This window comes from Actinoplanes sp. NPDC019969 (assembly GCF_055562375.1).
In genome coordinates, this window is sequence record NZ_JBVHFK010000007.1 from 469,976 (window position 1) to 493,595 (window position 23,620).

Consider the following 23,620-nt stretch of genomic DNA (forward strand, 5'->3'; position numbering starts at 1 on the left):
CTTCCACGAGGAAGAACGCGACAGGGCACGAAAGGGATCTTCTGATGGCTGAGTTCGAGAACCGGGGCGGTACCGCTGAGGACCTCACCCGGGAGTGGGCCGACAACCCCCGCTGGGCCGGCATCAAGCGTGACTACACCGCGCAGGACGTCGTCCGGCTGCGGGGCACCCTGCAGGAGCGGCACACCCTCGCCGAACGGGGCGCCGCGAAGCTGTGGGACCTGCTGCACACCGAGGACTACATCAACGCTCTCGGCGCTCTCTCCGGCGGCCAGGCGACCCAGATGGTGCGCGCCGGCCTCAAAGCGATCTACCTGTCCGGCTGGCAGGTCGCCGCGGACGCCAACCTCTCCGGCCACACCTACCCGGACCAGTCGCTGTACCCGGCGAACTCGGTGCCCGCGGTGGTCCGCCGGATCAACAACGCGCTGATCCGCGCCGACCAGATCGACACCTCGAACGGCAAGTACGAGCGTGACTGGTTCGCCCCGATCGTCGCCGACGCGGAGGCCGGCTTCGGTGGCCCGCTCAACGCGTTCGAGCTGATGAAGGGCATGATCGCGGCCGGCGCCGCGGGCGTGCACTGGGAGGACCAGCTGGCCAGCGAGAAGAAGTGCGGCCACCTGGGCGGCAAGGTGCTCATCCCGACCCAGCAGCACGTCCGCACCCTGAACGCCGCCCGCCTCGCGGCCGACGTGGCCGGTGTGCCGACGCTGGTCATCGCCCGCACCGACGCGCTCGCCGCTGACCTGCTCACCACCGACGTGGACGAGCGTGACAAGCCGTTCGTGACCGGGGAGCGTACCTCCGAGGGCTTCTTCCGGGTCACCCCCGGCGACGACGCGGCCATCGCCCGCGGTGTCGCGTACGCCGACTACGCGGACATGCTGTGGGTCGAGACCGGCAAGCCGGACCTCGCGTTCGCCCGCAAGTTCGCCGAGGCCGTGCACGCCAAGCACCCCGGCAAGCTGCTGTCGTACAACTGCTCGCCGTCGTTCAACTGGAAGAAGAACCTGGACGACGACACCATCGCCCGCTTCCAGAAGGAGCTCGGGGCGATGGGCTACAAGTTCCAGTTCGTCACCCTGGCGGGCTTCCACGCGCTCAACCACTCGATGTACGAGCTGGCCCGCGGTTACGCCCAGACCGGCATGAGCGCGTACGTGAAGCTGCAGGAGGCCGAGTTCGCGGCCGAGGCCGACGGCTACACCGCGACCAAGCACCAGGCCGAGGTCGGCACTGGTTACTTCGACGCCGTCTCCACCGCCCTGAACCCGGACAGCTCCACCACGGCGCTGTCGGGTTCCACCGAAGCCGAGCAGTTCTAGTAGTCAGGACGGGATGAAGACCATGGGCGCCGAAGAGATCACCATCACCGGTACGCTGGCCGGCCGTTACTCCGAGATCCTGACCGCTGAGGCCGTCGAGTTCATCGTGGCGCTTGACCGCGAGTTCGGCGCCCGCCGGGTCCAGCTGCTGGAGCGCCGCCGGCGCCGCCGGGCGACCCGCACCACCGACCTGGACTTCCTCACCTCCACCCGGCACATCCGGGACGACCTGTCCTGGCAGGTCGCCCCGGCCGCGCCGGACCTCCGCGACCGGCGGGTCGAGATCACCGGCCCGCCGGAACGGAAGATGACCATCAACGCGCTCAACTCGGGCGCCAAGGTGTGGATGGCCGACTTCGAGGACGCCACCGCGCCGACCTGGGACAACGTGATCCTCGGGCAGCTCAACCTGCGCGACGCGCTGGACGGGACGCTCGACTTCACCGCCGCCGACGGCAAGCGTTACGAGATCGGCGCGACCACGCCGACGATCATGGTCCGGCCGCGGGGCTGGCATCTGCCGGAATGCCACCTGCGCATCGGCGGCCGGGCCGTCTCGGCCTCGCTGTTCGACTTCGGCCTGTACCTGTTCCACTGCGGGCAGCGGCAGATCGACCGGGGCAGCGGACCGTACTTCTACCTGCCGAAGATGGAGTCGCACCTGGAGGCCCGCCTCTGGAACGACGTCTTCGTCTTCGCCCAGGAGTACCTCGGCATCCCCCGCGGCACGATCCGGGCCACCGTCCTGATCGAGACGATCAACGCGGCGTTCGAGATGGAAGAGATCCTGTACGAGCTGCGCGAGCACTCGGCCGGCCTGAACGCGGGCCGCTGGGACTACCTGTTCAGCATGATCAAGAACCGTCCTGACGTGGTCCTGCCGGAACGGTCCCAGGTCACCATGACCGCGCCGTTCATGCGGGCCTACACCGAACTGCTGGTCCGTACGTGCCACAAGCGCGGCGCCCACGCCATCGGCGGGATGGCCGCCGTGGTCCCCAGCCGGGACCCGGTCGCCGCGAAGCGGGCGCTCAACCAGGTGCGCCAGGACAAGCGGCGCGAGGTCGGCGACGGCTTCGACGGCTCCTGGGTCGCGCACCCCGGCCTGGTCGAGACCTGCCGTGACGTGTTCGACCAGTGGCTCGGCGACGAACCGCACCAGATCGTGCGCAAGCGCGAGGACGTGCGGGTCACCGCCGCCGACCTGCTCGACGTCAAGGCCACCGCGGTCAGCGTCAGCGAGGTCGCGTTGCGCACCAACGTCAGCGTGGCGCTGCGCTACATCGCCGCCTGGCTCGGCGGCCGGGGCGCGGTGGCGCTCGGCGGCCTGATGGAGGACGCGGCGACCGCCGAGATCTGCCGGGCCCAGCTCTGGCAGTGGATCTCGTCGGGCACCCCGACCGATTACGGCGTGCCGATCTCGGCCGCCCTGGTCAACCGGATGCTGCGGGAGGAACTCGACGTGCTCAGCGAGACCGGCGCCCTGGACGAGGAAGGGGCCCGCTGCTTCGGCCAGGCGCGCACCCTGCTGAGCGTGTTGCTGTCCGAGCGGACCTGCCCGGAGTTCCTGACCCTGCCGGCCTACCTTCGGCACCTGTCCGGCGGGACGGCGGCTCCGGTCACCGAACAGGCTACTGTCGCGGCCTGATCGGTAACGAGAAGCGGGGCGGGGTGGTCTCGGTCCACCCCGCCCCGCTTCTCCGTGTGTGGGGTTCGGCCGTCTATCGCGCCCGAACTCCACACACGGCATCGACCGTCAGCCCCGCTCCTGCCAGGTGCACAGGCAGACCCGGTTGCCCTCCGGGTCGGCGAGGACCCAGAAGCTCGGCGCCGCCTCGTCGCTGACCAGGGTGCCGCCGGCGGCCACCGCCGCGTCGATCCGTGGCTGCACCTGGGCCGGGTCCAGCCACAGGTCGGGGTGCCAGCGCTGGCGCGGCTCCGCGCTGCCGGAGTCCTGGAACCAGACCGTCGGCAGCCGCCCGTCCGGATCGACGACCTCGCCGTCCCGCTCCTCCCCGGCCAGCAGCGCCCGCCAGAACGGCAGCACCGCCGACGACTCCGGGCTGTCGAGGGCCCACTCCAGCAGCACCGCGCCGGCCGGGTCCAGCGCGACGCCCGCTGCCGCCGCCAGGTCGTTGACCGTCGCCGCCAGCCGCAGGTCGCGGCCGGTGATCCCGCCGACGTCGTGGCTGCTCAGCGTGATGTCCAGATAGGTGTACCGCAGGTCCAGATCGGGGTGGTGGTCGGCCTTCTCGGCGGCGGCGCCGATCGCGTTCACCAGCTCCAGCCCGGCGGCGAAGGACCCGGTCCGCAGCCGCGTCCGCAGGACTCCCGGCAGCACGACCCAGCCTTGCGGCGCCCGTTCCGCCGCCTCCCGTACCGTCAGCTTCGTCATATCGCCATCCTGCCCGTCATCCGGCCAGTTCGATCGGGAAGCTCGCGCCCTTCGGCTTGGTGATCCACGTGATGGTGTCGCCGTCGGGCTCCCTCAGGCCGGCGACCGGATCGACGGTCAGGGTCCCGGCCCGGAACGACTCCGGCACGTCCACGTACACGCCGTAGGTGCCGCCGGGAATCGTCGCCACCGACAGCGACGCCTTCGCCGGCCGGTACTTCCTGCCGTCCGCGGCGGTCACGGTGAAGAACTGCTGCGAGTGGAGGCGGTATCCGATGACGGCCGACATGTTGCCGGACACCGAGACGCCGTTCAGCCGCAGCCACGCGCGGCCTTTCCCCGCCCAGCCGTTCGCCTTGCCGGGCGCCCACGGGATCAGCGAGTATCCGCTGGTGTCGAGGGTGAAGTAGCTGGGTGACGGGCGGCCCTCCGCGAACGGATCGGGAGTGACGCCCGGAGCGTCGAACTCCTTGACGCCGGTGCTCTGCGACGGCAGCGGGTAACGGCCGCGAGCGTCCGGGCCGCGTTTGCCGGCCCGCAGATCGAGGGTCTGGGTGACCCCGCCGTCGGTCATCCGCAGCGACACCGGGCCGCCCTTCGGGACGCTGACCACCACGGCGTCGGTGAACAGCACGGCATCGTTGGAGGCGTCCGGCTCCGGGATGCCGAGCTTCATCGACACGTCCCCGGCGACCAGGGTGAACTGGGTCTCCGGCGTCTCCTCGGACGTCCACGGCATCGGCGAGGCGCGCAGCGACGCCCAGAACAGCTCCTGCCCGTCGGCCGCCCGCACCGGCCCGTCCAGGCCCCACGTCTCCCCGGCGGCGGCGTTCACCTCGGTCACCGCCGAGGTTTGATGCACCCGGAGAGCGGAGTTCGCGCCGACCAGCCCGAGATCCTTCATGTCACGGTGTCCGGGGACCGGATTCGTCCGCCAGTCCTCGGTGGAGTTCAGGACTCGTACCGTCCCGGCGGGAAAGACCGCGGTGGCCTCCGCCTCGCCGGTGTCACCGCACGCGCTCGCCGCGAACAGGGGCAGGGCGGCTGCCAGGGTGATGATCCATCGACGCATCCGGTCATTCGATCACGCGTACCTTGATCACGTGCTGCAGGGAATCGACGACATCGACTGGTCCGCGTTCGACGGCGCCTACGGCCCGTGCACGGAGGCCCCCGACATCCTCCGCGCCATCGCCTCACCCGATCCGGAGGTCGCCGGCGAGGGGCGGTACGAGTTCTTCTCCAGCATCTGGCATCAGGGCACGGTGTACCCGGTGACCGCCGAGGTCGTCCCGTTCCTGGTCGAACTCGCCACCACCCCCGGCGTGCACCGCCGCGACCATCTGCTGCGCACCCTCGGCGTCCTCTGCGACCCCGGCCAGGCCAACGGGCGCGACCAGCCGTCGGCCCGGGCCGCCGTCGCCGTGCACAGCGGTCCCTTGCTGCCGCTGCTGTCCGATGCCGATCCGGCGATCCGGCTCCACGCCGCCTATGCGGCCGCGTGGAGCGGCCCGCACTTCGCCGACGGCTTGCGGGAGCGCTGGGCTGCTGAGACCGATCCGGGGGTACGGGCCGCCGTGCTCGCCGGTCTCGCCCACCTGGAGCCGGCCGCCACCGAGCGTGATCTCGCCGCCGCCCTGCACGACCCGTCGCCCGAGATGAGGGCCGGCGCCGCGCTGGCCACCGTGACCGCCGGGCGCCCGCTGCCGGACGCGGCCCTGGCGCCGGTCGCCGATGCGTTCGCCCGGCTGGAGCGTCACGACGACCCGTGGGCGGGGGAGCGGAGCGCCTGGGATCGGGTCTTCCACGCGGTGGACGACGCGGCGGCCGTGGTCCTGGCCGGCCGGACGGCGGAGGCCGGCGGGCCATCCGCGCGGGAGATGCTGGCATGGTCGCTGACCGTGCGCTTCCACGACTCGCGATCGGCGCCCGCGGCTCTCGTCCCGGTGCTCCGGCGGCTGCTCACCGACCCCGATCCGGCGGTCCGCGAGGCCGCCGCCAGGAGCGCCCTGGCCGCCGGGGAAGCCGCCGCTCCCGTCGGTGAGCTGCTGATCTCGCCGGCATCGGCCGGTGACGGGGCCGCGCTGGAGACCGTGCTCCGGCTCGGGCATCCGGGTCACGCCGAAGCCCTGGAGAGCGCGTGGGCAGCCGGTCACGGCCTGGAGATCTTCGCGCGGATGATCGAGTCACCGCCGACCTTCGCCCCGGACCTCCTCGCGGTGATCCGGCGCCGTCTCGCGGCCGAGCCGGACATGCCGAACCGGCGGGCGGACGCCTCGAACGGGACCAGCGACCTGCTCCGGCTTCTCGGCGCCTGGGGCCCGTACGCCGCCGCAGCGGTCCCGGAGATCCTCGCCGCGCTCCCGGACCATCCGGTGGCCGCGGCACATGCCCTCGCCGGCATCGGCCCGGCCGCGCTTGCCGCGGTGCCGCTGCTGACCGAACGCGCGGCGGGCGGCGACATCCGCTCCGGCCACGCCGTGCTCCGGATCACCGGTGACGCCGGTCCGCTCATCGGCGCCGCGGAGATCAGCCTCGCCGGCCGCCACCGGGACTTCGGCTACCAGCTCGAACTGATCGCCGCGGCGGGCCCGGCGGCGGCCCCGCTCCTGCCGCTGCTGGCCCGCCGGCTCACCGGCACCGCCGAGGAGGACCACTCACGTCGGTACGAGCAGGTGGCCGCGGCCCGGGTGGCCTGGCGCGCCACCGGCGACCCGGACCTGGTGCTGCCCACCCTGCGGGCGGTGATCGGCAGTGGTTTCGCGCCGGCCGGCGTCGCGGCGGAGGTCCTGGCCGAGACCGGCGCGGCCCCGGACCTGCTCCCCGCGCTGCAGCGGCTCCTCAAGGCCGAGCCGGCCGCCCGGGTCGGCGCCGCCCTGGCCCTGCACCGGCTCGGTGTGCCCGGGGCCGAACTGGCCGGGCCGCTCGCCGGCGCTGTCGCCGCGGGCTGGCAGACCGCCGACCCGGCGCTCGGCGCGCTCGTCACGATCGGGGCGGTCACCGCCGTCCCGGCGCTGACCGAACTGGCCGGGCGCGACGAGCGGCTGCACGCCACCCGGTTCACCGACCCGTCCTGGGACGACGACCTGCTCCGCCACCGGATCCACGCGACGATCGCCGCCCTGAGCTGAGCGTCACATTCCAGGGCCGAGATTCCGAGCGGATTCCGTCGGACCCCGGCGATAGTGTCCGCCCATCGACGGACGGGGGCCACCATGCAGGTTGATGTCTTCGACGGGCGGATGTTCGTCACGTATGGCCTGGGGACCACCGGCGTGCACGTTGCGGATGATCTGTCCGACGCGCGGCTGGGTGAGACGATCCTCGAGTTCCATGCCCGGCCCGCCCCCTCCATGAACTATTCCGGGCCGTCGTGGCACGCCTTCTGTGCGGATGTCGCCGGTGTCCCGCGCCGGAGATACTCGCCGGAGAAACAGGCACGGGTCCTCCTGAGCGACGGCAGCTGGCATGTCGATTCCAAAGTGCCCGGCACGGAGGCGCGGACGCCTGCGGAGCCTGCCTTCGACCTCCCGCAGCGGCTCGGCGCCCTGGTCCGGAGCCGACTCGATGCCCAAACGCCGCAGTGGCCGCGCGTCCGCAGCGCGGTGATCATGACGGTGGCGACCGGCGGGCTGGTCGTCATGCCGGGGTTCGACAGCTGGTTCGCCGCAAGCCCGGCATATGCGATCGATGCCGAGCCGCATGCGCTGCTCACGGCGGTCCGGGCCGCGCTTCCCGAGTCCGGCCGGCTGGAGGCGGACGACTCGCCACACCTCGAGCTGATGGACACGGTCGCAGCGTCGTACTGGGTGGCGCTCGCGGCCGAGGGCATCGATCCGTACCTGCTTCGTGGCGGCGCCCAGGTGCGCCTGGACGAGCTGGCCGACGGGTCGTTCCGTCTCGCCGGCACGGGCAGCGAGGGCTACTGGCATACCCCTGACCGGACCTGGCCGGGCCACGCCGGCGATCTCGCCGCGGCGTGCGACGAGGCGCTCCGGATGATCAAGGAATTGCCGGTGAAGCATCCGCCGCCGGGCACGAGTCTCGCTGCGAGCTTCGGCATCAAGCGCACTTGGCTGGCGGTGCGCGGCAGCACTGTGGAGGAGATCGCCGGCGCGGTCGGTCTCACCGGTACCCGAGACGCCGGCTGGGACGAGGGAGTGGGCTCCGCCGACCGGAAGCAGGTCTTCATCTCCCCGCCGGTCGACGGCTGGATCTTCGTGGTCAACGCGGCGCACGGGTTCGGCGCCGCGTCGGTGGCGGACCTCAGCGCCCGGCTCGGCGCCGAGGTGCAGTTCTTCGGCAACCATCGGGTGTCCGACTACGCGGAGTGGGCGCGTGCCGTCGACGGGCGGCTCGTGCGCCACGTTCTCTGCGGCGAGGGCCTGGAGGACGCCGAGCAGGCCGGCGAACCCACCCCGGTCGAGATCGAGATCGGTTTCTCGGCCACGGATCCGTCAGCGGGCTGGGGCGACCAGGACGACGTCATGCGGGTCGCCGGTGCCTGGAGCATCGACCCGACCAGCCTCGACGTCCGCGAGTCGAGCCCTCGCCCCGGTCTGCTGGGCCGTTTCGCCGCCACCGGCTGAAGGCTGGTCGTCAGGGCTGTCTCGAGGCGGTCGAGACAGCCCTGAGAACCAGCCGGACGGAACCGTTCATGATCGTGTCGTCACCCTATCGGGCCGATGGCGTCCGCTGTTCCCCCTTGTTCCCGGCTGATCGAAAGGCTGCATTCAACGTCTCAGCGCCAACTATGGCAACGGGGGCGTGACCGGCCACAACTGGCGCTTCGCCGAGGCCTCCGGGGCGGGATCCTCCGGGCGTGGCGCGGGAGAAGAAGTTCCCGGGAGCGATGAGTCCGGAGGGTCCCGCAGGTCTGAGTGGATGCCACCGAAGAGTTCGGTACGGCGTTCAGCTCGGAAGAAGGATCACGTCATGACTGTCATCGCCCCCGTCGCCGTTGTTCGGTTCAACAGGACGTTGTGGGTTCTGCAGGTGCTGGTCGGGGTGTTCATGATCGTTGCGTCGGCCGCGCCCAAGCTGGTGGGGGAGGCGACAGCGGTGCAGACGTTCGAGGACATGGGCGCCGCCACCTGGCTCCGGTACTTCGTCGGGCTCGTCGAGCTGGCCGGTGGCATCGGCCTGCTGGTGCCGCGCCTGGCCGGGCTCGCCGCGGTGGGCCTCGCGCTGCTGATGATCGGAGCGGCCGTGACCCAGTTCTTCATCCTGCGCGGCGGCGCGCTGACGATCACGCCGGTGCTGTTGTTCGTGTTCTTCGTGCTCATCGCCGGGGGCCGCCGCGCCTCGATCCGGCGGTAGCCCAGGGGCGTCCCGGAGTCTGGCAGGTACCGATTAGTCCTACCGTTTCGATAGATAATGTGCGGACGCACTTCCTCGATCCACAGGAGATGACGTGACGAACCCTGCTACCAGCAGGCGCGGGGTTTTCGGCGCTCTCGCCGGCGCCGCCGCCGCGACCACCCTCGCCCCGGAAGCCGCCCTCGCGGGCGGCGGCCGGCAGGAGCAGGAGAGGCCGTTCCGGCCGCGCCCTGCGCCGCGGCAGGTACAAGTACCTGCGCCTGGCCACCTCCGGCGCGGACGCGCTGTACGACATCGAGGCCGACCCGCGCGAGCAGGCGAACCTGGCCGCCAAGCAGCCGGAGCTGGCCGCCGAACTACGCCGCCGGTGGGAGGAGATCGACGCCCCGCTGCTGCGGTACCGCTGCCCGGGGCCGTGGGATGCGGGCCGGCGTCCAGCCGGTCCGCCGCAATCTAACCAGCGACGTTCTCCGGGACACGCCGCCGGCCGGCGAGGCGCTGGAAGACGGCGAGCGACACGACCACCACGGCCACGCCGAGGATCAGGCCGGCGACGACGTCGCTGGTCCAGTGCACGCCGAGGACGACCCGGCTGATCGCGGTCACCACCGGGATCACCACGGCGGCGATCCGCAGCGCCACGCTGTGCGGGAACAGCACCAGGAACACCGCGACGCCGAGGACCGCGTTGAGGGCGTGACCGGACGGGAAGGCGTGCCCGACCGCGGAGGACACCGGCTCCAGCAGCTCCGGGCGGTCCCGGCCGACCAGGAGCTTCAGCAGGGCGCCGAGCACGCCGCCGGCGATCATCGTGACGGCCACCCAGACGGCGGGGCCGCGGTGGCCGGCCCGGACCAGCCAGATCACCAGGATCAGCGCGGCCAGCCGGAAGACGTTGGGCTGGAAGATGTTCGTCAGCCAGGTCATCGCCGTGGTCAGCGCGGGATGGTCCAGGGCGGCCCGGTTGAGGCCGTCGGTGACCGTCCGATCCAGGTCGTCCAAGGGCGCCCAGCCGCCCGCCACCAGGGCCGCGAGCAGCGCGAACGGGACCAGGAGCAGGATCGCCGCGCCGGCGGCGGCCCCGGCGCGTACCTCCGGAAGATCAGACCGCATCACGAGCCATTACCCCATATCGGTCAGAACAACTCCAACTCGTGGTCGTCGGAACCGGAGGGCCCCGCGGTGAGCCGGGTCCGGTCCGCGGAGAAGTCGTCGATCTGGCTGATCGCGTTGCGGACCTGGTCGACCAGGCCGCTGATGGACCGGTGCTGGACGTCGGCGACGGTACGGACCTGGCTGATCGCCTCCCGTACGCTCGCGATCGTGTCCGTCATGGTGGCCACCGCGCCGGACACGTCGGTGGCCGTCGTCGTCAGCGTGGCCAGGGTCGCCGTGATCCGCTCGGTGGACTCGGCGGTGTCGTCGGCGAGTTTGCGCACCTCGTCGGCGACCACCGCGAAACCGAGGCCGGCGTGCCCGGCCCGGGCCGCCTCGATGGTCGCGTTGAGGGCCAGCATCCGGGTCTGCCCGGCGATCGACGCGATCATCGCCACCATCTCCCGGGTCGCCGGCAGGCTGACGGTGAGCGCCTCGGCGGCCTGATCGGCGCGGGCCGCGTGCCCGGCCATCAGCTCGGTCGCCGTGTGGGCCGCGGCCGCCCCCTGGTTGATCTCCTGCACCGAGGTCTTGACCGCGTCGACGCCGCGGACCGCGTCGCCGAGCTGGTACGCCACCCCGCCGATGATCTGCTCCGACTCGGCCTCCACCCGGCGCAGCGTCTCCTCCCGCCGGGCCTCCTGCTCGGCCAGCTCCCGCATGCGCTCCTCCTCCTGCTCGGTGCGCATCTCGACGAGTTCGACGGCGTGCCGGGCGATCGACGCGAGCATCCCGTTGATCGCCTCGCCGATCCCGTCGATGTCCGGGTCGCCGGACGGCGGCATCCGCAGCGCCAGGTCACCGGATTTGCGGATCTTCTCGGTGGTATGCCGTAGCGGCTGCACCCGCCGCCGGACCGCGCGGCGCATCGCCACGCCGATCGCCACCGCCGCGATGATCACCGCCAGCACGACCACGACGCTGAGCTGGAACAGCGTCGTCTGGGCCTGACCACGGATCGGCCTGGCGTTGAGGCCCTCGAAGGTGATCGCGACCCCGTCCACGCCGGTGATCGTGCAGGCCACCGCGATCTGGTCGCCGACGGCGGCGGTGCTGACCTCGATCGTGCCGAACAGGGAGTCCAGCGAGCCCTGCCGCTCGGCGCCGTCCCGCGGCCGGTCCCGCAGCGTGATCTCGTCGTCGGTCTGCCCGGCCAGCGCCGCCAGGCCGGTCTCGTCCAGGATCCGGATCAGCATCAGCGACCCGTTCGGCGAGCCGACCCCCTCGTCCCGGTAGACCGGGAACGAGCAGAACTCGGCCGGCGTCCCGGTCACGCTGGTCAGCCCGCAGTACGACACGCCGGGCGCCGCCCCGTCCCGGAGGTGGCCGCGGAGGACCGCCGGATCGTCCAGCGGCGCCGGCAGCGTGACGTACCGGGCGCCGTCGATCAGGCCGCCGCCCCGCAGCCGCCCGGCCGGGTCGACGATCGCCGCGGCGGAGATCTGGTACTGCTTCGTCAGCAGCTCCGGCGGCAGGTCCACGGCGAACCGCTCCCCGTCACCGGCGGCGAGGTCGTCGTACAGGGCGGTCCAGATCGAGTTGGTGACACCGAAGTCCTTCAGCCGCTGCGCCTGGGCGCTGATCGCGACCCGCAGCTCCTCCGCCTCGCGGCTCAGCTCGGTACGTTCCAGCCGGTCGAACGCCGGAACCGTGATCAGGTAGACCGGTACGCCGAGGAGCAGCAGCATCACCGCCACCAGCCCGAGTGCGGGCAGCAGTTCACCCCGACGCAATCGCCCCACACGGAATGGTTCGGCACTTTCCCGGACGTACTGAGCCGCGCGCCTCAACCGCCGCCCGGCGCTGTCGATTGCGGGGACGTGCAGACGAGGGTGCCGCTGTGGGCGGGCTGGCTGGCGGTGGCGGCCACCGCCGCCCTGTGCTTTCCGCTCCTGCCCGACGACTCGCTACAGGCCAAGATCTACGTCAACACGGTGGGGCTGTCGTCGGTCGCGGCGATGCTCGCCGGGGTCCGGCGCAACCGGCCGGAACACCGGGGCGCGTGGCTGCTGTTCGCGGCCGGGGTGCTGACCTTCGTCAGCGGGGACATCACGTACGACGTGACCGAGCTGCGGCTCGGCGAGTACCCGTACCCGTCCTGGGCCGACGCTCTCTATCTCGGCGCGTACCCGCTGCTCTGGGCCGCCCTGTCGAAGCTCGGCCGGGGCCACGGCGACCGGGAGCGCGGCGGCCTCGTCGACGCCGCGATCATCTCGGTGGCGATCGGGCTGGTCTTCTGGGTGTCGGTGGTCGGGCCGACCCTCGCCGACGTCGGCGCGCCGCTGCTGGAACGCCTCGTCACCATCGGGTACCCGCTCGCCGACGTGCTGCTCACCACCGCCGTCGCCCGGATGCTCACCCGCCCGGAGAACCGCACGCCCAGCCTGCGCCTGCTGTCGATCGGCGCGATCATCATGCTGACCTGCGATCTCGTCTACACCACGATGTCCAGCACGGCCGAGTACACCGGCGGGTACGTCGACTCCGGGTTCCTGATGGCGTACGCCTGCTGGGGCGCCGCCGCCCTGCACCCGTCGATGCGGCAGCGGCCGGACACCACCCTCGGCACGCACAGCATCGGCCGGGCCCGGATGGCCATGCTGGCGCTGTTCACGCTGATCGCCCCCGGCCTGCTGTTCCACCAGGGCGCCGCCGACCCCACCGCGATCGCCTGGATGTCCCTCGGCACCGGCGCGGTGGTGCTGTTCCTGCTGGTCGTGCTGCGGATGTGGGGCCTCGTCCAGCAGGTCACGTCGCAGGCCAGGCGGCTCGGCGACCTGGCCATGCACGACGAGCTGACCGGGCTGGCCAACCGGCGCGCCTTCGAGGAACGGCTCGGCGACGCCGTCGCGGCCGGGACGCCGACCGTGCTGCTGCTCGACCTGAACGGGTTCAAAGCGGTCAACGACCGGTTCGGGCACGCCGTCGGCGACGAGCTGCTCGCCGCGGTCGCCGGACGGATCCGGGCCGCGATGCCGGCCGGGGCGGTGGCGGCCCGGATGGGCGGCGACGAGTTCGCCGTGCTGCTGCCCGCCTGCGCCGCCGACGGCGAGGACCTGGCCGCCCGGCTGCGGTCGGCGATCCACCGGCCGGTCCACGCAGGCGGGCACGACCTGCTGGTCGGTGCCAGCATCGGCATCGCCGACGGCGGCGACCAGGTGGAGATCCTGCGCCGGGCCGACGTGGCGATGTACGCCGCCAAGGCCGACGGTGGACGGTACCGGCGGTACGCGCCGGGGCTCGACGACCGTACCGACGAGGAGGCGCGCCTCGGCGCCGAACTGCGCACCGCCCTCGACCGGGGCGAGTTCCATCTGGTCTACCAGCCGATCGTGGAACTGCCGCACGGTGACGTCGCCGCGGTGGAGAGCCTGGTCCGCTGGTGGCACCCGGAGCGCGGGTACGTCAGCCCGGACGTCTTCATCCCGGTCGCCGAACGCAGCGGTCTCATCGTCGAGCTGGGCGAGTGGATCCTGCGGACCGCGTGCCTGCAGTACGCCGACTGGTGGCGGCAGGGCGTCGCCCCGGAACGTTTCGGCGTCAACGTGTCCGCCCGGCAACTCGCCGAACCCGGCTTCACCGACCTGGTCACCGCCATCCTCGCCGAGACCGGCGTGCACCCGGCCCGTCTCGTCGTCGAGGTGACCGAGACCGCCGTCTTCGGTGGCGGCGCCGCCGTCCGCGCCGTGCACGAACTCAGCGACCTGGGCATCGCCATCGCCCTCGACGACTTCGGCACCGGCCACTCGTCACTGGGCCTGCTGCAGACCCTCCCGGTCCGCATCCTCAAGGTCGACAAGTCGTTCGTCGAGAACGTCACGATGGCCGGCCGGCACGCCGTCATCGCCACCTCGCTGATCCAGGTCGCCGACGGCCTCGGCCTGATCGCCGTCGCCGAGGGCGTGGAGACCGCCGAACAGGCGGCCGAGCTGTACCGCCTGGGTTATCGCCGCGCGCAGGGGTACCACTTCGGCCGCCCCGCCCCCGCCCAGCTCACCGCCACTCACACGGGGTCACACGTCCAGGAGCTCCACGGTCACGGTGGTGGTGTCGCCGGGGGTCAGGGACTCGGCGGTGCGGATGGCGCGTTTGACCGGCAGCACGTAGGCGTCGCGGGCCTTGTCGGGGAAGATCGACGTCGTCCAGGAGCTGCCGCCGAGTGAGGCCCGTACCCGCAGCGAGCCGAAGCCCCGGGTCAGCCCGCTGGTCAGATGCCGGATGTCCTCGGAGGCGTCGGCCGGCAGGCTGACGAACGTCCACGTGTCCTCGCGGCGCGCGTCCCAGGTCCACAACTCGCTCTCGAACTCCACCAGCATGGGCCGATCCTAGGAGCCGGCCGGGGCGCCGCCGAAACCGATCTCGTTGCCGTCCGGGTCGGTGAACGTGGCCTTGCGGACGCCGTTGTCGTAGGTCTCCGTGGTGGCGGGGGTCAGCCCGCGTGCGGCGATCGCCGCCAGCCGGGTGTCGAAGTCGTCGACGAAGAGGGTGAGCAGGGCGTGCCCGGCGTGGGCCGGCCGGTGCTCGACGTAGACGAAGCGGTGCCCGGCCACCTCCCACACCGACTCCACGTCGTTGGGGGAGAACGCGGGCGGGCCGCCGAGCAGCCGCTCGTACCAGCCGAGCGCCCTCGGGTAGTCGCTGACGGAGATCCCGGCGAACAGGTCCACGGACATGCCCCGAGCCTATCCGTGCAACAACCCTAAAGAATCCTTAACAGTGTTTACTGTTAGGTCTCTTTAATTTACGTTGGTGAACACCTTCCCCCCTTCGTGCGGTCCTGGACAAGGAGAAGTTCATGCGACGCAGGTTCACACTTCCCGCGCTGACCGTCGCCGCGGTCGGCGGATCCCTGATGGTGGCCGTCGCCCCGGCGGCCGCCCACGGCTACGTCTCGTCGCCGCCCAGCCGGCAGGCCAACTGCGCCAGCGGCGCGGTCTCCGGCTGCGGCGACATCGTGTACGAGCCGCAGAGCGTCGAGGCTCCCAAGGGCTCGATGCAGTGCAACGGCGGGACCAGCCGGTTCACCGTCCTCAACGACAACTCCAAGAACTGGCCGGCGGCGACCGTCGGCACCAGCGTCACCTTCAACTGGGTGCTGACCGCCCGCCACTCCACCTCGACGTGGGAGTACTTCATCGGCAACAAGCTCGTCGCGTCGTTCAACGACGGCGGGCAGCAGCCGGGGGCGACCAAGTCGCACACCGTCAACCTGTCCGGCTACAGCGGACGGCAGACGGTGCTGGCCCGATGGAACATCTCCGACACGATCAACGCCTTCTACTCGTGCGTGGACCTGAACATCGGCGGCACCGGCGGCAACCCCACCCCGACCCCGACCACCCCCACCCCGACGCCGACCGTCACGCCGACCGGCAACCCGACCCCGACGCCGACCGCCACGTCCGGCACGACGACGTGGGCGGCCGGCAAGGCGTACAAGGTGGGTGACCGGGTCACCTACAACGGCGCCTCGTACCAGTGCCGGCAGGCGCACACCGCGCTCGCCGGCTGGGAGCCCCCGTACACCGCGGCGCTGTGGGCCGCCGTCTAGCACCCTTCGGCGTGTGGAGTTCGGGCGCGCATAGCGCCCGAACTCCACACGCCGGTCTGCGCCTCGTCCTCGTGTTCCTGCTGGTGCTGCTGTCGGGAGCGTGTGGCAGTCCGGCGGGACCCGCCGATGCGGCGCACAACGACACCGACGTGATGTTCCTGCAGATGGGGCTCACCCAGATCGCCGAGGGGGAGCGGCTCGCCGGGATCGCGGAGACGCGAGCGGGGCGGCCCGAGATCCGTACGATCGCGGCCGAACTGCGGGGGCAGTGGACGGCCGAGGCCGCGACCATGCGGGACTGGCTGCGGCGGTGGGAGCGCCCGGAGACCGCCGACCCGTCCGGCGGCACGCACGCCGGGCACGGCGATCTGCACGCGCTGCGCGAGGAGGACTTCCAGGGGCTCGGCGCGCAGCAGGGCGCCGACTTCGACCGCGCGGCCGTGGCGCTGCTGCTCGGCAACCTGCACAACGGCATGGAGACCATCGGGATGGAGGTCGCCGGTGGTGCGTACCCGCAAGCCGTCGATCTCGCCGAACGCATGCGCGAGGCGCGGCAGAGGCAGATCCAGCGCCTCCTCGCGCTCGCCGGGGGATGAGGCGGGGGAGGGGCGGGATCGAGGGTGCCGGAGGACATCCGGGACACCGGGATCGGCACCCTCCGGAGGTATCGGGTCAGGGTGTGGTCAGGGGCGCCGCCGGCAGCGCGTCCACGGTCTCGCGCAGCATCCGCAGCAGGGTCGCCACCAGCGGGTCGGTGCGCCGGCGGCGGCTGGTCGCCACCCCCACGAAACGGCACGGCCCCGGCGGCAGGAGGCGGGCCGCGGTCAGCCCGGACGCGTCGGCGGTGAGCGCCACCTCCGGGATCATCGAGATGCCCACCCCGGCCCGGACCAGCGACTGCGCGAACTGGTAGTCGGTGCCCCGGCACGCGGTCCGCACCTCGAAACCGGCCAGCGCCGCGTAGTGCTCCAGCATCTCGCCGACCGACAGGCAGCCGTGCACCCAGCGCTCCCCGGCCAGCTCGGCGATGGTCAGGCTGTCCCGCCCGGCGAACCGGTGCCCGGCCGGCACCACGATCCACATCGGGTCGTCGGCCAGCGGCGTCCACTCCACCCCGGGCGGCATCGGCAGCGGCCCGGTCTCGAAGTGGTAGAGCAGCGCCAGGTCGGCGCCGCCGGTCCGCAGCAGCGGCAGGCTGTCCTCCGGCTCGCTCTCGATCACGGTCAGCTCCACCTCCGGGTGCTCGGCGGTGAACCGGGTCAGCGCGGGCGGCAGGATCCGCTGGCCGCCGCTGGTGAAGGTGGCGACGGTGAACCGCCGGGCGGTGGCCAGCCGGGCGATCTCCCGTTCCGCGGTGAGCAGCTCGGCGGCGATGGTCTCGGCGGTCTCGGTGAGGACCCGGCCGGCCTCGGTCAACTCGACGCCGCGGGTGCTGCGCCGGACCACGGCGGTGCCGACGGCGCGTTCCAGAGCGCTGATCTGCTGGGAGACGGCGGACGGGGTGAGCCGCAGCTCGGCGGCGGCGCGGTTGAAGCTGCCGTGCCGGGCGACCTCGGTGAGAACCTGGAGACGACGACTGTCGATCATCAGTTTTCCTTAACACGGCATCAGTAAGTGACCGCTTCCGCTTACTACCGTACGGGGGCAGTCTGAGCGTGTGAATCGTCAAGCCTGGTTGCTGTTCGCCGCGGTCTCGTTCCTCTGGGGCATCCCGTACTTCCTCATCAAGATCGCGATCGACGATCTGTCGCCGGTGCTGGTGGTCGCGGGGCGCGCCGCCATCGCCGCCGCCGTGCTCATCCCGGTCGCCCTGCTCCGCGGCACCCTCGGCGCGCTGCGCGGCCATCTCAAGGTGGTGGCGCTGATCTCGGCGGTGCACATCATCGGGCCGTTCCTGCTGATCACGTACGGCGAGCAGCACATCACCTCGTCGCTGACCGGCATCCTGATCGCCGTCGAGCCGGTGGTCATCGCGCTGCTGCTGGCCAACACCGAGCCGCTCTCCCCAACCCGGATCGCCGGGCTGGTCGCCGGGTTCGCCGGGGTGGTCGTGCTGGTCGGCCTGGACCTGGGCGGCGACACCTACGGGCTGCTCGGCGCGGCGATGGTGCTGGCGGCCGCGGTCAGTTACGCGTACGCCACCATCCTGGTGCAGCGCCGCGCCGCGCACCTGCCGCCGGAGGCGCTGACCGTCGGCACCACCGTGACCACCTCGCTGGTGCTGATCCCGATCAGCCTGTTCGCGCTGCCCACCGAACCGGTCAGCGGTCAGGCGTGGGCTTCCCTCGCGGTGCTCGGCGTGTTCTGCACGGCGGTCGCGCTGCTCGCGTTCTACCAGCTGATCGGGCTGGCCGGCTCCAACAAGGCGGGCCTGGTCACCTACGTCAACCCGGTGGTCGCGGTGCTGCTCGGGGTGATCCTGCTGAACGAGCCGATCGGTCCCGGCACGATCGCCGGGTTCGCGCTCGTGGTCGCCGGATGCTGGCTGTGCACCCGGCCGGCACGGGCGGCGCAGAGGCGGGGAGACCGGCTCGAAGACCGGGCCGATCTCCCCATCTGATCGGCTCTGACCAGGACCTTTGTATAACGGATCAAGCGGCTTCGGGGGCTTTAGGGGAAAAGATCCCCCGTCAGGAGACCAAACGGCGTTCCCAGGCCCACGCGGCGATCTCCACCCGGTTCCGGGTGCCGAGCTTGCCGTGGATGCTGCCGAGGTGGGTCTTCACGGTCCCGACCGAGATGAACAGCTCCCCGGCGATCTCCGCGTTGGTCTGGCCGCGGGCGGTCAGCCGGACCACCTCCAGCTCGCGCGGGGACAGGCCGCCGTCGTCGCCGGACGGTTGCGGGGCCGCCAGGTGACGCAACAGCCGTACCGTGATCGACGGGCTGACCAGCGCGTCCCCGGAGGCCGCCGCACGGACCGCCTCGATCAGCAGCGCCGGGCCGGAGTCCTTGAGCAGGAACCCGGCCGCGCCGCCGAGCAGCGCCTGATGCACGTACTCGTCGAGGTCGAAGGTGGTCACCACGACCACCTTCACCGGGTCCGGCACGTCCGGGCCGGCCAGCAGCCGCAGCGCCTGCAGCCCGTCCATCCGCGGCATCCGGATGTCCATCAGCGCCACGTCCGGCCGCAGCCGGCGAGCGGCCTCGACCGCCTCGACCCCGTCGGCGGCCTCCCCGACGACCTCCATGTCCGGCTGCGCGCCGATGATCATCCCGAAGCCGGTCCGGACCATGGCCTGGTCGTCGGCGATCATCACCCTGATCACGATTCACTCCACTCCAGCGGCAGCACCGCGTCGACGACCCATCCGCCGCCGACGCCGGGCCCCGCGGTGATCCGCCCACCCACCGCGCGGACCCGTTCGGCGAGGCCGACGAGACCATAACCCTGCCGGTCACGCGGGGTGGGCGGCCGGGGTGCGGGTCCGTCGTTGGTCACCCGGACCATCAGGTGCGTGGGCGTACGGGTGAGCCACACGTCCACCACCGTCGCGTCCCGCGCGTGCTGCCGGGCGTTGGTGAGCGCCTCCATCACCACCCGGTACGCCGACGTCGACACCTCCACCGCCAGCCCCGAGACGTCGGCGTCCCGGTGCAGCCGGCACGGCGGCCCACCGGCCGCCGTGAACTGCCCGATCAGCGCCTCCAGATCGTCCACCCCGGCGATCGGCGCGAGCGGCGCGTCCGGCCGCGACTCGGAGTCCCGCAGCACCCCGACCATCCGCCGCATCGACGCCATCGTCTCGGCGCCCGCCTGCTCGATCTGCTCCAGGGCCAGCAGCACCCGCTGCGGGTCCTGCTCGGCGATGAACCGGGCGCCCTGCGCCTGCACCACGATCCCGGTCACGTGGTGGGCGATGAAGTCGTGCAGGTCGCGGGCGAACTCGGCGCGCTGCTCGGCCCGGACCGTGTCGACGGCGCGCTGCCGGTTGCCCTCGAGGGTGCGCAGATAGACCCCGACACCGATCGCGGCTGTCCCGGCGAGCGCCTGCATCAGGCAGAACACCACGGTCTGACTGAACGTGTCACCGGACCGCAGGGGGATGGTGGACACCGCCATCAGCAGCACCGCCACCGCGGGCACGGCGGTCAGCGCCCGTCCCCGGCGCGCGGTCACCATCAGCACCCCGAGCAGCGCCGCCGACTCGGCCAGACCCCAGATGCTGTCACTGTCGGAATGCCGGAAGAGGACGGCGGTCAGCAGCAGCGCGTGCGCGCCCAGCAGGAACCCGGCCCGGGGCAGGAACTCCGAGTCCGGCCGGTGCGCGGGCAGCCACACCGCCGCCGTGACGACCGCGGTCGCCACCCGCCACAGCCCGACGTCCACGCCGTTGCTGAGGATGCCGCCCTGCACGTCGATCAGGCCGAGCACGGCGAGGGCGCCGAGGGCCGCCAGCTGGCCCAGCTTGAACAGGGTGTCGTTCATCATCGTGACCCACAGTAGTCGGGAGGGATCGGGCCTCCATCGGCCGAAAGTAAGAGTGGGCTCCCTGACGCCGGGTGGATGTGGTGGTTGCGCCGATCAACCAGGATCCATCGAGTCGTTTCCCAGCGAGCTTGGAGCATTCATGCAGAGGCATCCCTCACCCGTCGTGGACCGTGACGGCCTGGCGGCGGTCGCGGCCGTGGACCTGGTGAAGGTGTACGGCGCCGGCGACACCGCGGTCCGCGCGCTCGACGGCGTCACCGTGGGCTTCGAGCGCGGCCGGTTCACCGCCATCATGGGCCCGTCCGGCTCCGGCAAGTCCACCCTCATGCACTGCCTGGCGGGGCTCGACACGGCCACCTCCGGTCAGGTGCTGCTCGGCGGCACCGACCTGACGAAGCAGCCGGACAAGGCGCTCACCAAGGCCCGCCGGGAGCGGATCGGGTTCGTCTTCCAGTCGTTCAACCTGCTGCCGCAGCTCACCGCGGCCGCCAACATCACGCTTCCGCTGGACCTGGCCGGCCGCAAGCCGGACACCGAGTTCCAGGACCGGCTGATCACCACGCTCGGGCTGGCCGGGCGGCTCGGCCACCTGCCCAGCGAGCTGTCCGGCGGTCAGCAGCAGCGGGTCGCGCTGGCCCGGGCGCTGGTCTCCCGCCCGGAGGTGGTGTTCGCCGACGAGCCGACCGGCAACCTCGACTCCCGGTCCGGCGCCGAGGTGCTGAGCCTGCTCCGGGACTCGGCGCGGGACCTGGGGCAGACGATCGTCATGGTCACCCACGATCCGGCTGCGGCGGCGTACGCCGACCGGGTCGTCATGCTCGCCGACGGGCAGCTCGCCGGGGAGATCCGGCAGCCGAGCATCGCCGCCGTCACCGAGGCCCTGCAGAACCTGGCGGCCCGCCGGTGAACGCCGTCCTGCGCACCCAGCTCGCCGGGGTGGGCAAACGCCCGGCCCGGCTGCTGCTCACCGGCCTGGCCGTGCTGGTCGCCTCGTTCGTGGTGTACGCGACAGTGCTGGCCCAGCAGATCACCGAGCGCAGCGCCGTCAACGGGCTCAGCGGCACCCCGGAGACGGTCGACCTGGTCGTCCAGGAGGGGGAGATCACCTCCAAGCACCTGGCCGCGATCAGCGAGCTGCCCGGGGTCGCCGAGGTGGCCGCCCGCAACGAGGCCGGTGTACGCACCCCGGCCGGCCCGCTGATCCTGCAGACCGACCCGGGCAGCGGCCCGCTGAGCACGGTCACCCTCACCGAGGGCCGGTTCCCGGTGGCGGCCGGCGAGATCGCCGTCACGCCGCGCACCGTCGAGCGGATGGCGCTCGGCGTCGGCGTCACCACCACCGTCGAGGGCGGCGACGGCAAGCCGGTGAAGCTCACCGTGGTCGGGGTGGCACAGCCCCGCGACGACTTCGGCTACCTGGCGTTCGGGCCGGTGGCGACGATCAACCGGGTCAACGGCGGCGACTTCCAGTACCGCCTGGACGTGCGCCTCGACCCCGGCGCCGACCCGGACGCGATCAGCACCGGGATCCTGGCGCTCACGAAGAACAAGGTCCCCGACGCGTCGCCGAAGGTGGCCACCGGGGCCGACGTCCGGTTGCAGGAGGCCCGCGCCTCCGCCGACCAGCTCGACGAACTGTTCATCGTGGTCGGCGTGTTCGTCGCGGTCGCCGTGGTCGCGGCCGGGCTGATCGCCGCCTCCACCTTCCGGATCGTCTTCGCCCAGCGGATGCGGCAGCTGGCCCTGCTCCGCGCGGTCGGCGCGAGCCGCGGCGCACTGGCCCGGGCGCTGGCCGCCGAGGGCGTGCTCACCGGCCTGGTCGCCGGTGTCACCGGGGTGCTCGCGGCCCTCGCCGCCGGCCACCTGATCCCGCTCGGGCTCGGCGCCGCCGGCTACGAGGTGGCCCGGCCCGGATATCCCCTCGCCGAAGCCGCCGGGACGATCCTGCTCGCTGTCGCGATCACGGTCGTCGCCGTGCTCGCCCCGGCGATCTCCGCGGCCCGGGTGGCGCCGCTGGAGGCGCTGCGCTCCGCCGCGAGCACCGGCGCCAAGCGGGGCATCGGCCGGCTCCGCGCGGCCACCGGGCTGCTGTTCGCCCTGGCCGCCGCCGGTCTCGCCGGCTACGTGGGGGCCAACCTGCCCACGCCGAACCAGCAGGACTACCCCGCGCAGGAGATGCTGCTCGCCGTCGTCGCCTCCGGTGGGCTCGCGTTCATCGCCCTGATCGCGCTCGGCCCGGTGCTGGTCCGGCCGGTGCTGCTGCTCGCCGGGAAACCGCTGAGCTGGTTCGGCCCGGTCGGGAAGCTGGCCGTCGGCGGGGTCGGCGGCAGCGCCCGCCGCGCGGCGGCGGTGTCGGTGGTGGTGTCGCTCGGCGTCACCCTGGTCGCCGGGGTGCTGGTCGGCGGCGACTCGATGCGGGTGCTCGCCGAACGGGAGACGGTGGCGTCCGCGCCGGCCGACTTCGAGCTCAAGGGCGCTCCCGGGACCACGCTGCGGCCCGGCATCGCCGAGCGGGTGGCACAGAGCGGCGAGCTGACGCACGTCACGGCGTACCGCTGGGTCATCGGTCCCAAGGTCGGCGCCATCGAGGAGGCGATCGTCACCGACGTGTCGATGACCGCCGTGCCCCGGCTCGGTGACCTGGACGTCCGGGACGGCGCGATCACCGGCCTGGGCCCCGGCAGGGCCGCCGTCGCCGGCTGGATCGCCGAGAGCGAAGGCCTCGGCGTGGGCGACCCGCTCACCGTCTCCCACCAGGGCAAGCAGGTACGGGTGACGATCGCCGCGATCCTCGGCGGCGACGCCCCGCTGCACAGTTACGTGCTCGTCGACCCGGCCGACCTGACCGGTCTCGGCGTGCCCGCCGCGCCGACCGGGGTGCTCGCCGACGCGGCCGGTGACGGCGAGAACGGCCGGACCGAGGGCCTGCGGGCGCTGCGGGCCGCCGCCGGGGTCCAGCCCGGGCTCAGCGTCGAGGTCCTCGCCGACCAGCGCGACCAGGTGGACGAGGCGTTCACGATGCTGATGGTGATCGCCCTGGCGCTGATCGGGCTGACCGTCCTGATCGCCGTCGTCGGGGTGGGCGCCACGACCGCGCTGTCGGTGGTGGAACGGGTCCGCGAGTCCGGCCTGCTCCGGGCGGTCGGGATGACCCGCGGCAGCCTGCACGCCATGCTCACCACCGAATCCGCCCTGTACGGGGTGATCGGCGCGGTGCTCGGGCTGGTGCTCGGGGTCCCGTACGCCTGGCTCGCCGTCTCCGCCATCGGCCTGGACGCGCCGCTCACCTTCCCGGGGTGGCAGCTTCTCGCCGTGTTCGCCGTGCTGGTGGCGCTGACCGCGCTGGCCGGGGTGCTGCCGGCCCGCCGCGCGGCGAAGGTGAGCCCGGTGACCGCGCTCGGCACCGACTGACGGGGGACGACCCCCGGCCGGTTCCGGCG

At 72.4% G+C, this 23,620-nt stretch carries 19 protein-coding genes and 1 pseudogene; 11 read left to right on the top strand and 9 right to left on the bottom strand.

Features of this window, described 5'->3' with window-relative positions:
- Positions 1 to 44 precede the first annotated feature (44 nt).
- Together aceA and aceB are read left to right on the top strand one after the other, a co-directional pair.
- The gene (gene aceA / locus ACZ3II_RS23345) at positions 45 to 1,328 is read left to right on the top strand and encodes an isocitrate lyase (RefSeq protein ID WP_465519816.1); all 1,284 of its coding nucleotides are present in this window, start codon (positions 45 to 47) and stop codon (positions 1,326 to 1,328) included.
- A gap of 22 nt (positions 1,329 to 1,350) precedes the next feature.
- A complete protein-coding gene (aceB, locus tag ACZ3II_RS23350) occupies positions 1,351 to 2,976 on the top strand; it encodes a malate synthase A (protein WP_465519817.1) in 1,626 nt (541 codons plus the stop codon).
- A 108-nt stretch (positions 2,977 to 3,084) separates the two neighbouring features.
- Here aceB and ACZ3II_RS23355 read toward each other — a convergent pair whose 3' ends face one another.
- Both ACZ3II_RS23355 and ACZ3II_RS23360 read right to left on the bottom strand, forming a co-directional pair.
- Positions 3,085 to 3,723 (bottom strand): 4a-hydroxytetrahydrobiopterin dehydratase, encoded by a 639-nt coding sequence (locus tag ACZ3II_RS23355; RefSeq protein ID WP_465519818.1) that lies wholly within the window; start codon positions 3,721 to 3,723, stop codon positions 3,085 to 3,087.
- Positions 3,724 to 3,739: 16 nt separating this feature from the next.
- Positions 3,740 to 4,795, bottom strand: coding sequence for a hypothetical protein (locus ACZ3II_RS23360; protein ID WP_465519819.1), 1,056 nt, complete (start codon positions 4,793 to 4,795; stop codon positions 3,740 to 3,742).
- A gap of 31 nt (positions 4,796 to 4,826) precedes the next feature.
- Between ACZ3II_RS23360 and ACZ3II_RS23365 the strand changes: the two genes are divergently transcribed.
- From ACZ3II_RS23365 to ACZ3II_RS23375, 3 genes are all read left to right on the top strand, one after another.
- Complete coding sequence (locus ACZ3II_RS23365) at positions 4,827 to 6,854, top strand: hypothetical protein (protein ID WP_465519820.1); 2,028 nt, start codon at positions 4,827 to 4,829, stop codon at positions 6,852 to 6,854.
- Between the two features lie 84 nt (positions 6,855 to 6,938).
- Positions 6,939 to 8,312: a hypothetical protein gene (locus ACZ3II_RS23370; RefSeq protein WP_465519821.1), complete on the top strand. Its 1,374-nt coding sequence runs from the start codon at positions 6,939 to 6,941 to the stop codon at positions 8,310 to 8,312.
- A gap of 346 nt (positions 8,313 to 8,658) precedes the next feature.
- Positions 8,659 to 9,042, top strand: coding sequence for a DoxX family protein (locus ACZ3II_RS23375; RefSeq protein ID WP_465519822.1), 384 nt, complete (start codon positions 8,659 to 8,661; stop codon positions 9,040 to 9,042).
- A gap of 453 nt (positions 9,043 to 9,495) precedes the next feature.
- On the opposite strand, the gene ACZ3II_RS23380 is transcribed toward ACZ3II_RS23375, so the two are convergent.
- The gene (locus ACZ3II_RS23380; protein ID WP_465519823.1) at positions 9,496 to 10,155 is read right to left on the bottom strand and encodes a phosphatase PAP2 family protein; all 660 of its coding nucleotides are present in this window, start codon (positions 10,153 to 10,155) and stop codon (positions 9,496 to 9,498) included.
- A 23-nt stretch (positions 10,156 to 10,178) separates the two neighbouring features.
- Positions 10,179 to 11,939, bottom strand: a complete 1,761-nt coding sequence (locus ACZ3II_RS23385) for a methyl-accepting chemotaxis protein (RefSeq protein WP_465519824.1) — start codon at positions 11,937 to 11,939, stop codon at positions 10,179 to 10,181.
- A 1,041-nt stretch (positions 11,940 to 12,980) separates the two neighbouring features.
- Between ACZ3II_RS23385 and ACZ3II_RS23390 the strand changes: the two are divergent.
- Positions 12,981 to 14,165, top strand: a pseudogene (locus tag ACZ3II_RS23390) (putative bifunctional diguanylate cyclase/phosphodiesterase); the annotation flags it as partial.
- 45 nt (positions 14,166 to 14,210) lie between these two features.
- Here ACZ3II_RS23390 and ACZ3II_RS23395 read toward each other — a convergent pair.
- Both ACZ3II_RS23395 and ACZ3II_RS23400 read right to left on the bottom strand, forming a co-directional pair.
- A complete protein-coding gene (locus ACZ3II_RS23395; RefSeq protein ID WP_465519825.1) occupies positions 14,211 to 14,513 on the bottom strand; it encodes a DUF1905 domain-containing protein in 303 nt (100 codons plus the stop codon).
- A 9-nt stretch (positions 14,514 to 14,522) separates the two neighbouring features.
- Positions 14,523 to 14,870, bottom strand: coding sequence for a VOC family protein (locus tag ACZ3II_RS23400; protein WP_465519826.1), 348 nt, complete (start codon positions 14,868 to 14,870; stop codon positions 14,523 to 14,525).
- A gap of 122 nt (positions 14,871 to 14,992) precedes the next feature.
- Between ACZ3II_RS23400 and ACZ3II_RS23405 the strand changes: the two genes are divergently transcribed.
- Positions 14,993 to 15,748, top strand: a complete 756-nt coding sequence (locus ACZ3II_RS23405) for a lytic polysaccharide monooxygenase (protein WP_465519827.1) — start codon at positions 14,993 to 14,995, stop codon at positions 15,746 to 15,748.
- Positions 15,749 to 15,819: 71 nt separating this feature from the next.
- Positions 15,820 to 16,344, top strand: coding sequence for a DUF305 domain-containing protein (locus ACZ3II_RS23410; RefSeq protein ID WP_465519828.1), 525 nt, complete (start codon positions 15,820 to 15,822; stop codon positions 16,342 to 16,344).
- A 76-nt stretch (positions 16,345 to 16,420) separates the two neighbouring features.
- On the opposite strand, the gene ACZ3II_RS23415 is transcribed toward ACZ3II_RS23410, so the two are convergent.
- Positions 16,421 to 17,335 carry a LysR family transcriptional regulator gene (locus tag ACZ3II_RS23415; RefSeq protein WP_465519829.1) on the bottom strand — a complete coding sequence of 305 codons (915 nt, stop codon included), beginning with the start codon at positions 17,333 to 17,335 and terminating at the stop codon, positions 16,421 to 16,423.
- Between the two features lie 70 nt (positions 17,336 to 17,405).
- Here ACZ3II_RS23415 and ACZ3II_RS23420 point away from each other — a divergent pair, with 70 nt between their 5' ends.
- On the top strand, positions 17,406 to 18,308 hold the full coding sequence (locus ACZ3II_RS23420; protein WP_465519830.1) for a DMT family transporter: 903 nt from the start codon (positions 17,406 to 17,408) through the stop codon (positions 18,306 to 18,308).
- 70 nt (positions 18,309 to 18,378) lie between these two features.
- Here the strand turns inward: ACZ3II_RS23420 and ACZ3II_RS23425 are convergent, their stop codons facing one another.
- On the bottom strand, positions 18,379 to 19,017 hold the full coding sequence (locus tag ACZ3II_RS23425; protein ID WP_465519831.1) for a response regulator: 639 nt from the start codon (positions 19,015 to 19,017) through the stop codon (positions 18,379 to 18,381).
- Positions 19,014 to 20,180, bottom strand: coding sequence for a sensor histidine kinase (locus ACZ3II_RS23430; protein ID WP_465519832.1), 1,167 nt, complete (start codon positions 20,178 to 20,180; stop codon positions 19,014 to 19,016). Before ACZ3II_RS23430 ends, ACZ3II_RS23425 begins: the two co-directional genes overlap by 4 nt.
- 139 nt (positions 20,181 to 20,319) lie before the next feature.
- Here ACZ3II_RS23430 and ACZ3II_RS23435 point away from each other — a divergent pair, with 139 nt between their 5' ends.
- Complete coding sequence (locus tag ACZ3II_RS23435) at positions 20,320 to 21,087, top strand: ABC transporter ATP-binding protein (RefSeq protein ID WP_465519833.1); 768 nt, start codon at positions 20,320 to 20,322, stop codon at positions 21,085 to 21,087.
- Complete coding sequence (locus tag ACZ3II_RS23440; RefSeq protein WP_465519834.1) at positions 21,084 to 23,591, top strand: FtsX-like permease family protein; 2,508 nt, start codon at positions 21,084 to 21,086, stop codon at positions 23,589 to 23,591. The genes ACZ3II_RS23435 and ACZ3II_RS23440 overlap by 4 nt, the downstream gene beginning before the upstream one ends.
- Positions 23,592 to 23,620: the final 29 nt, after the last annotated feature.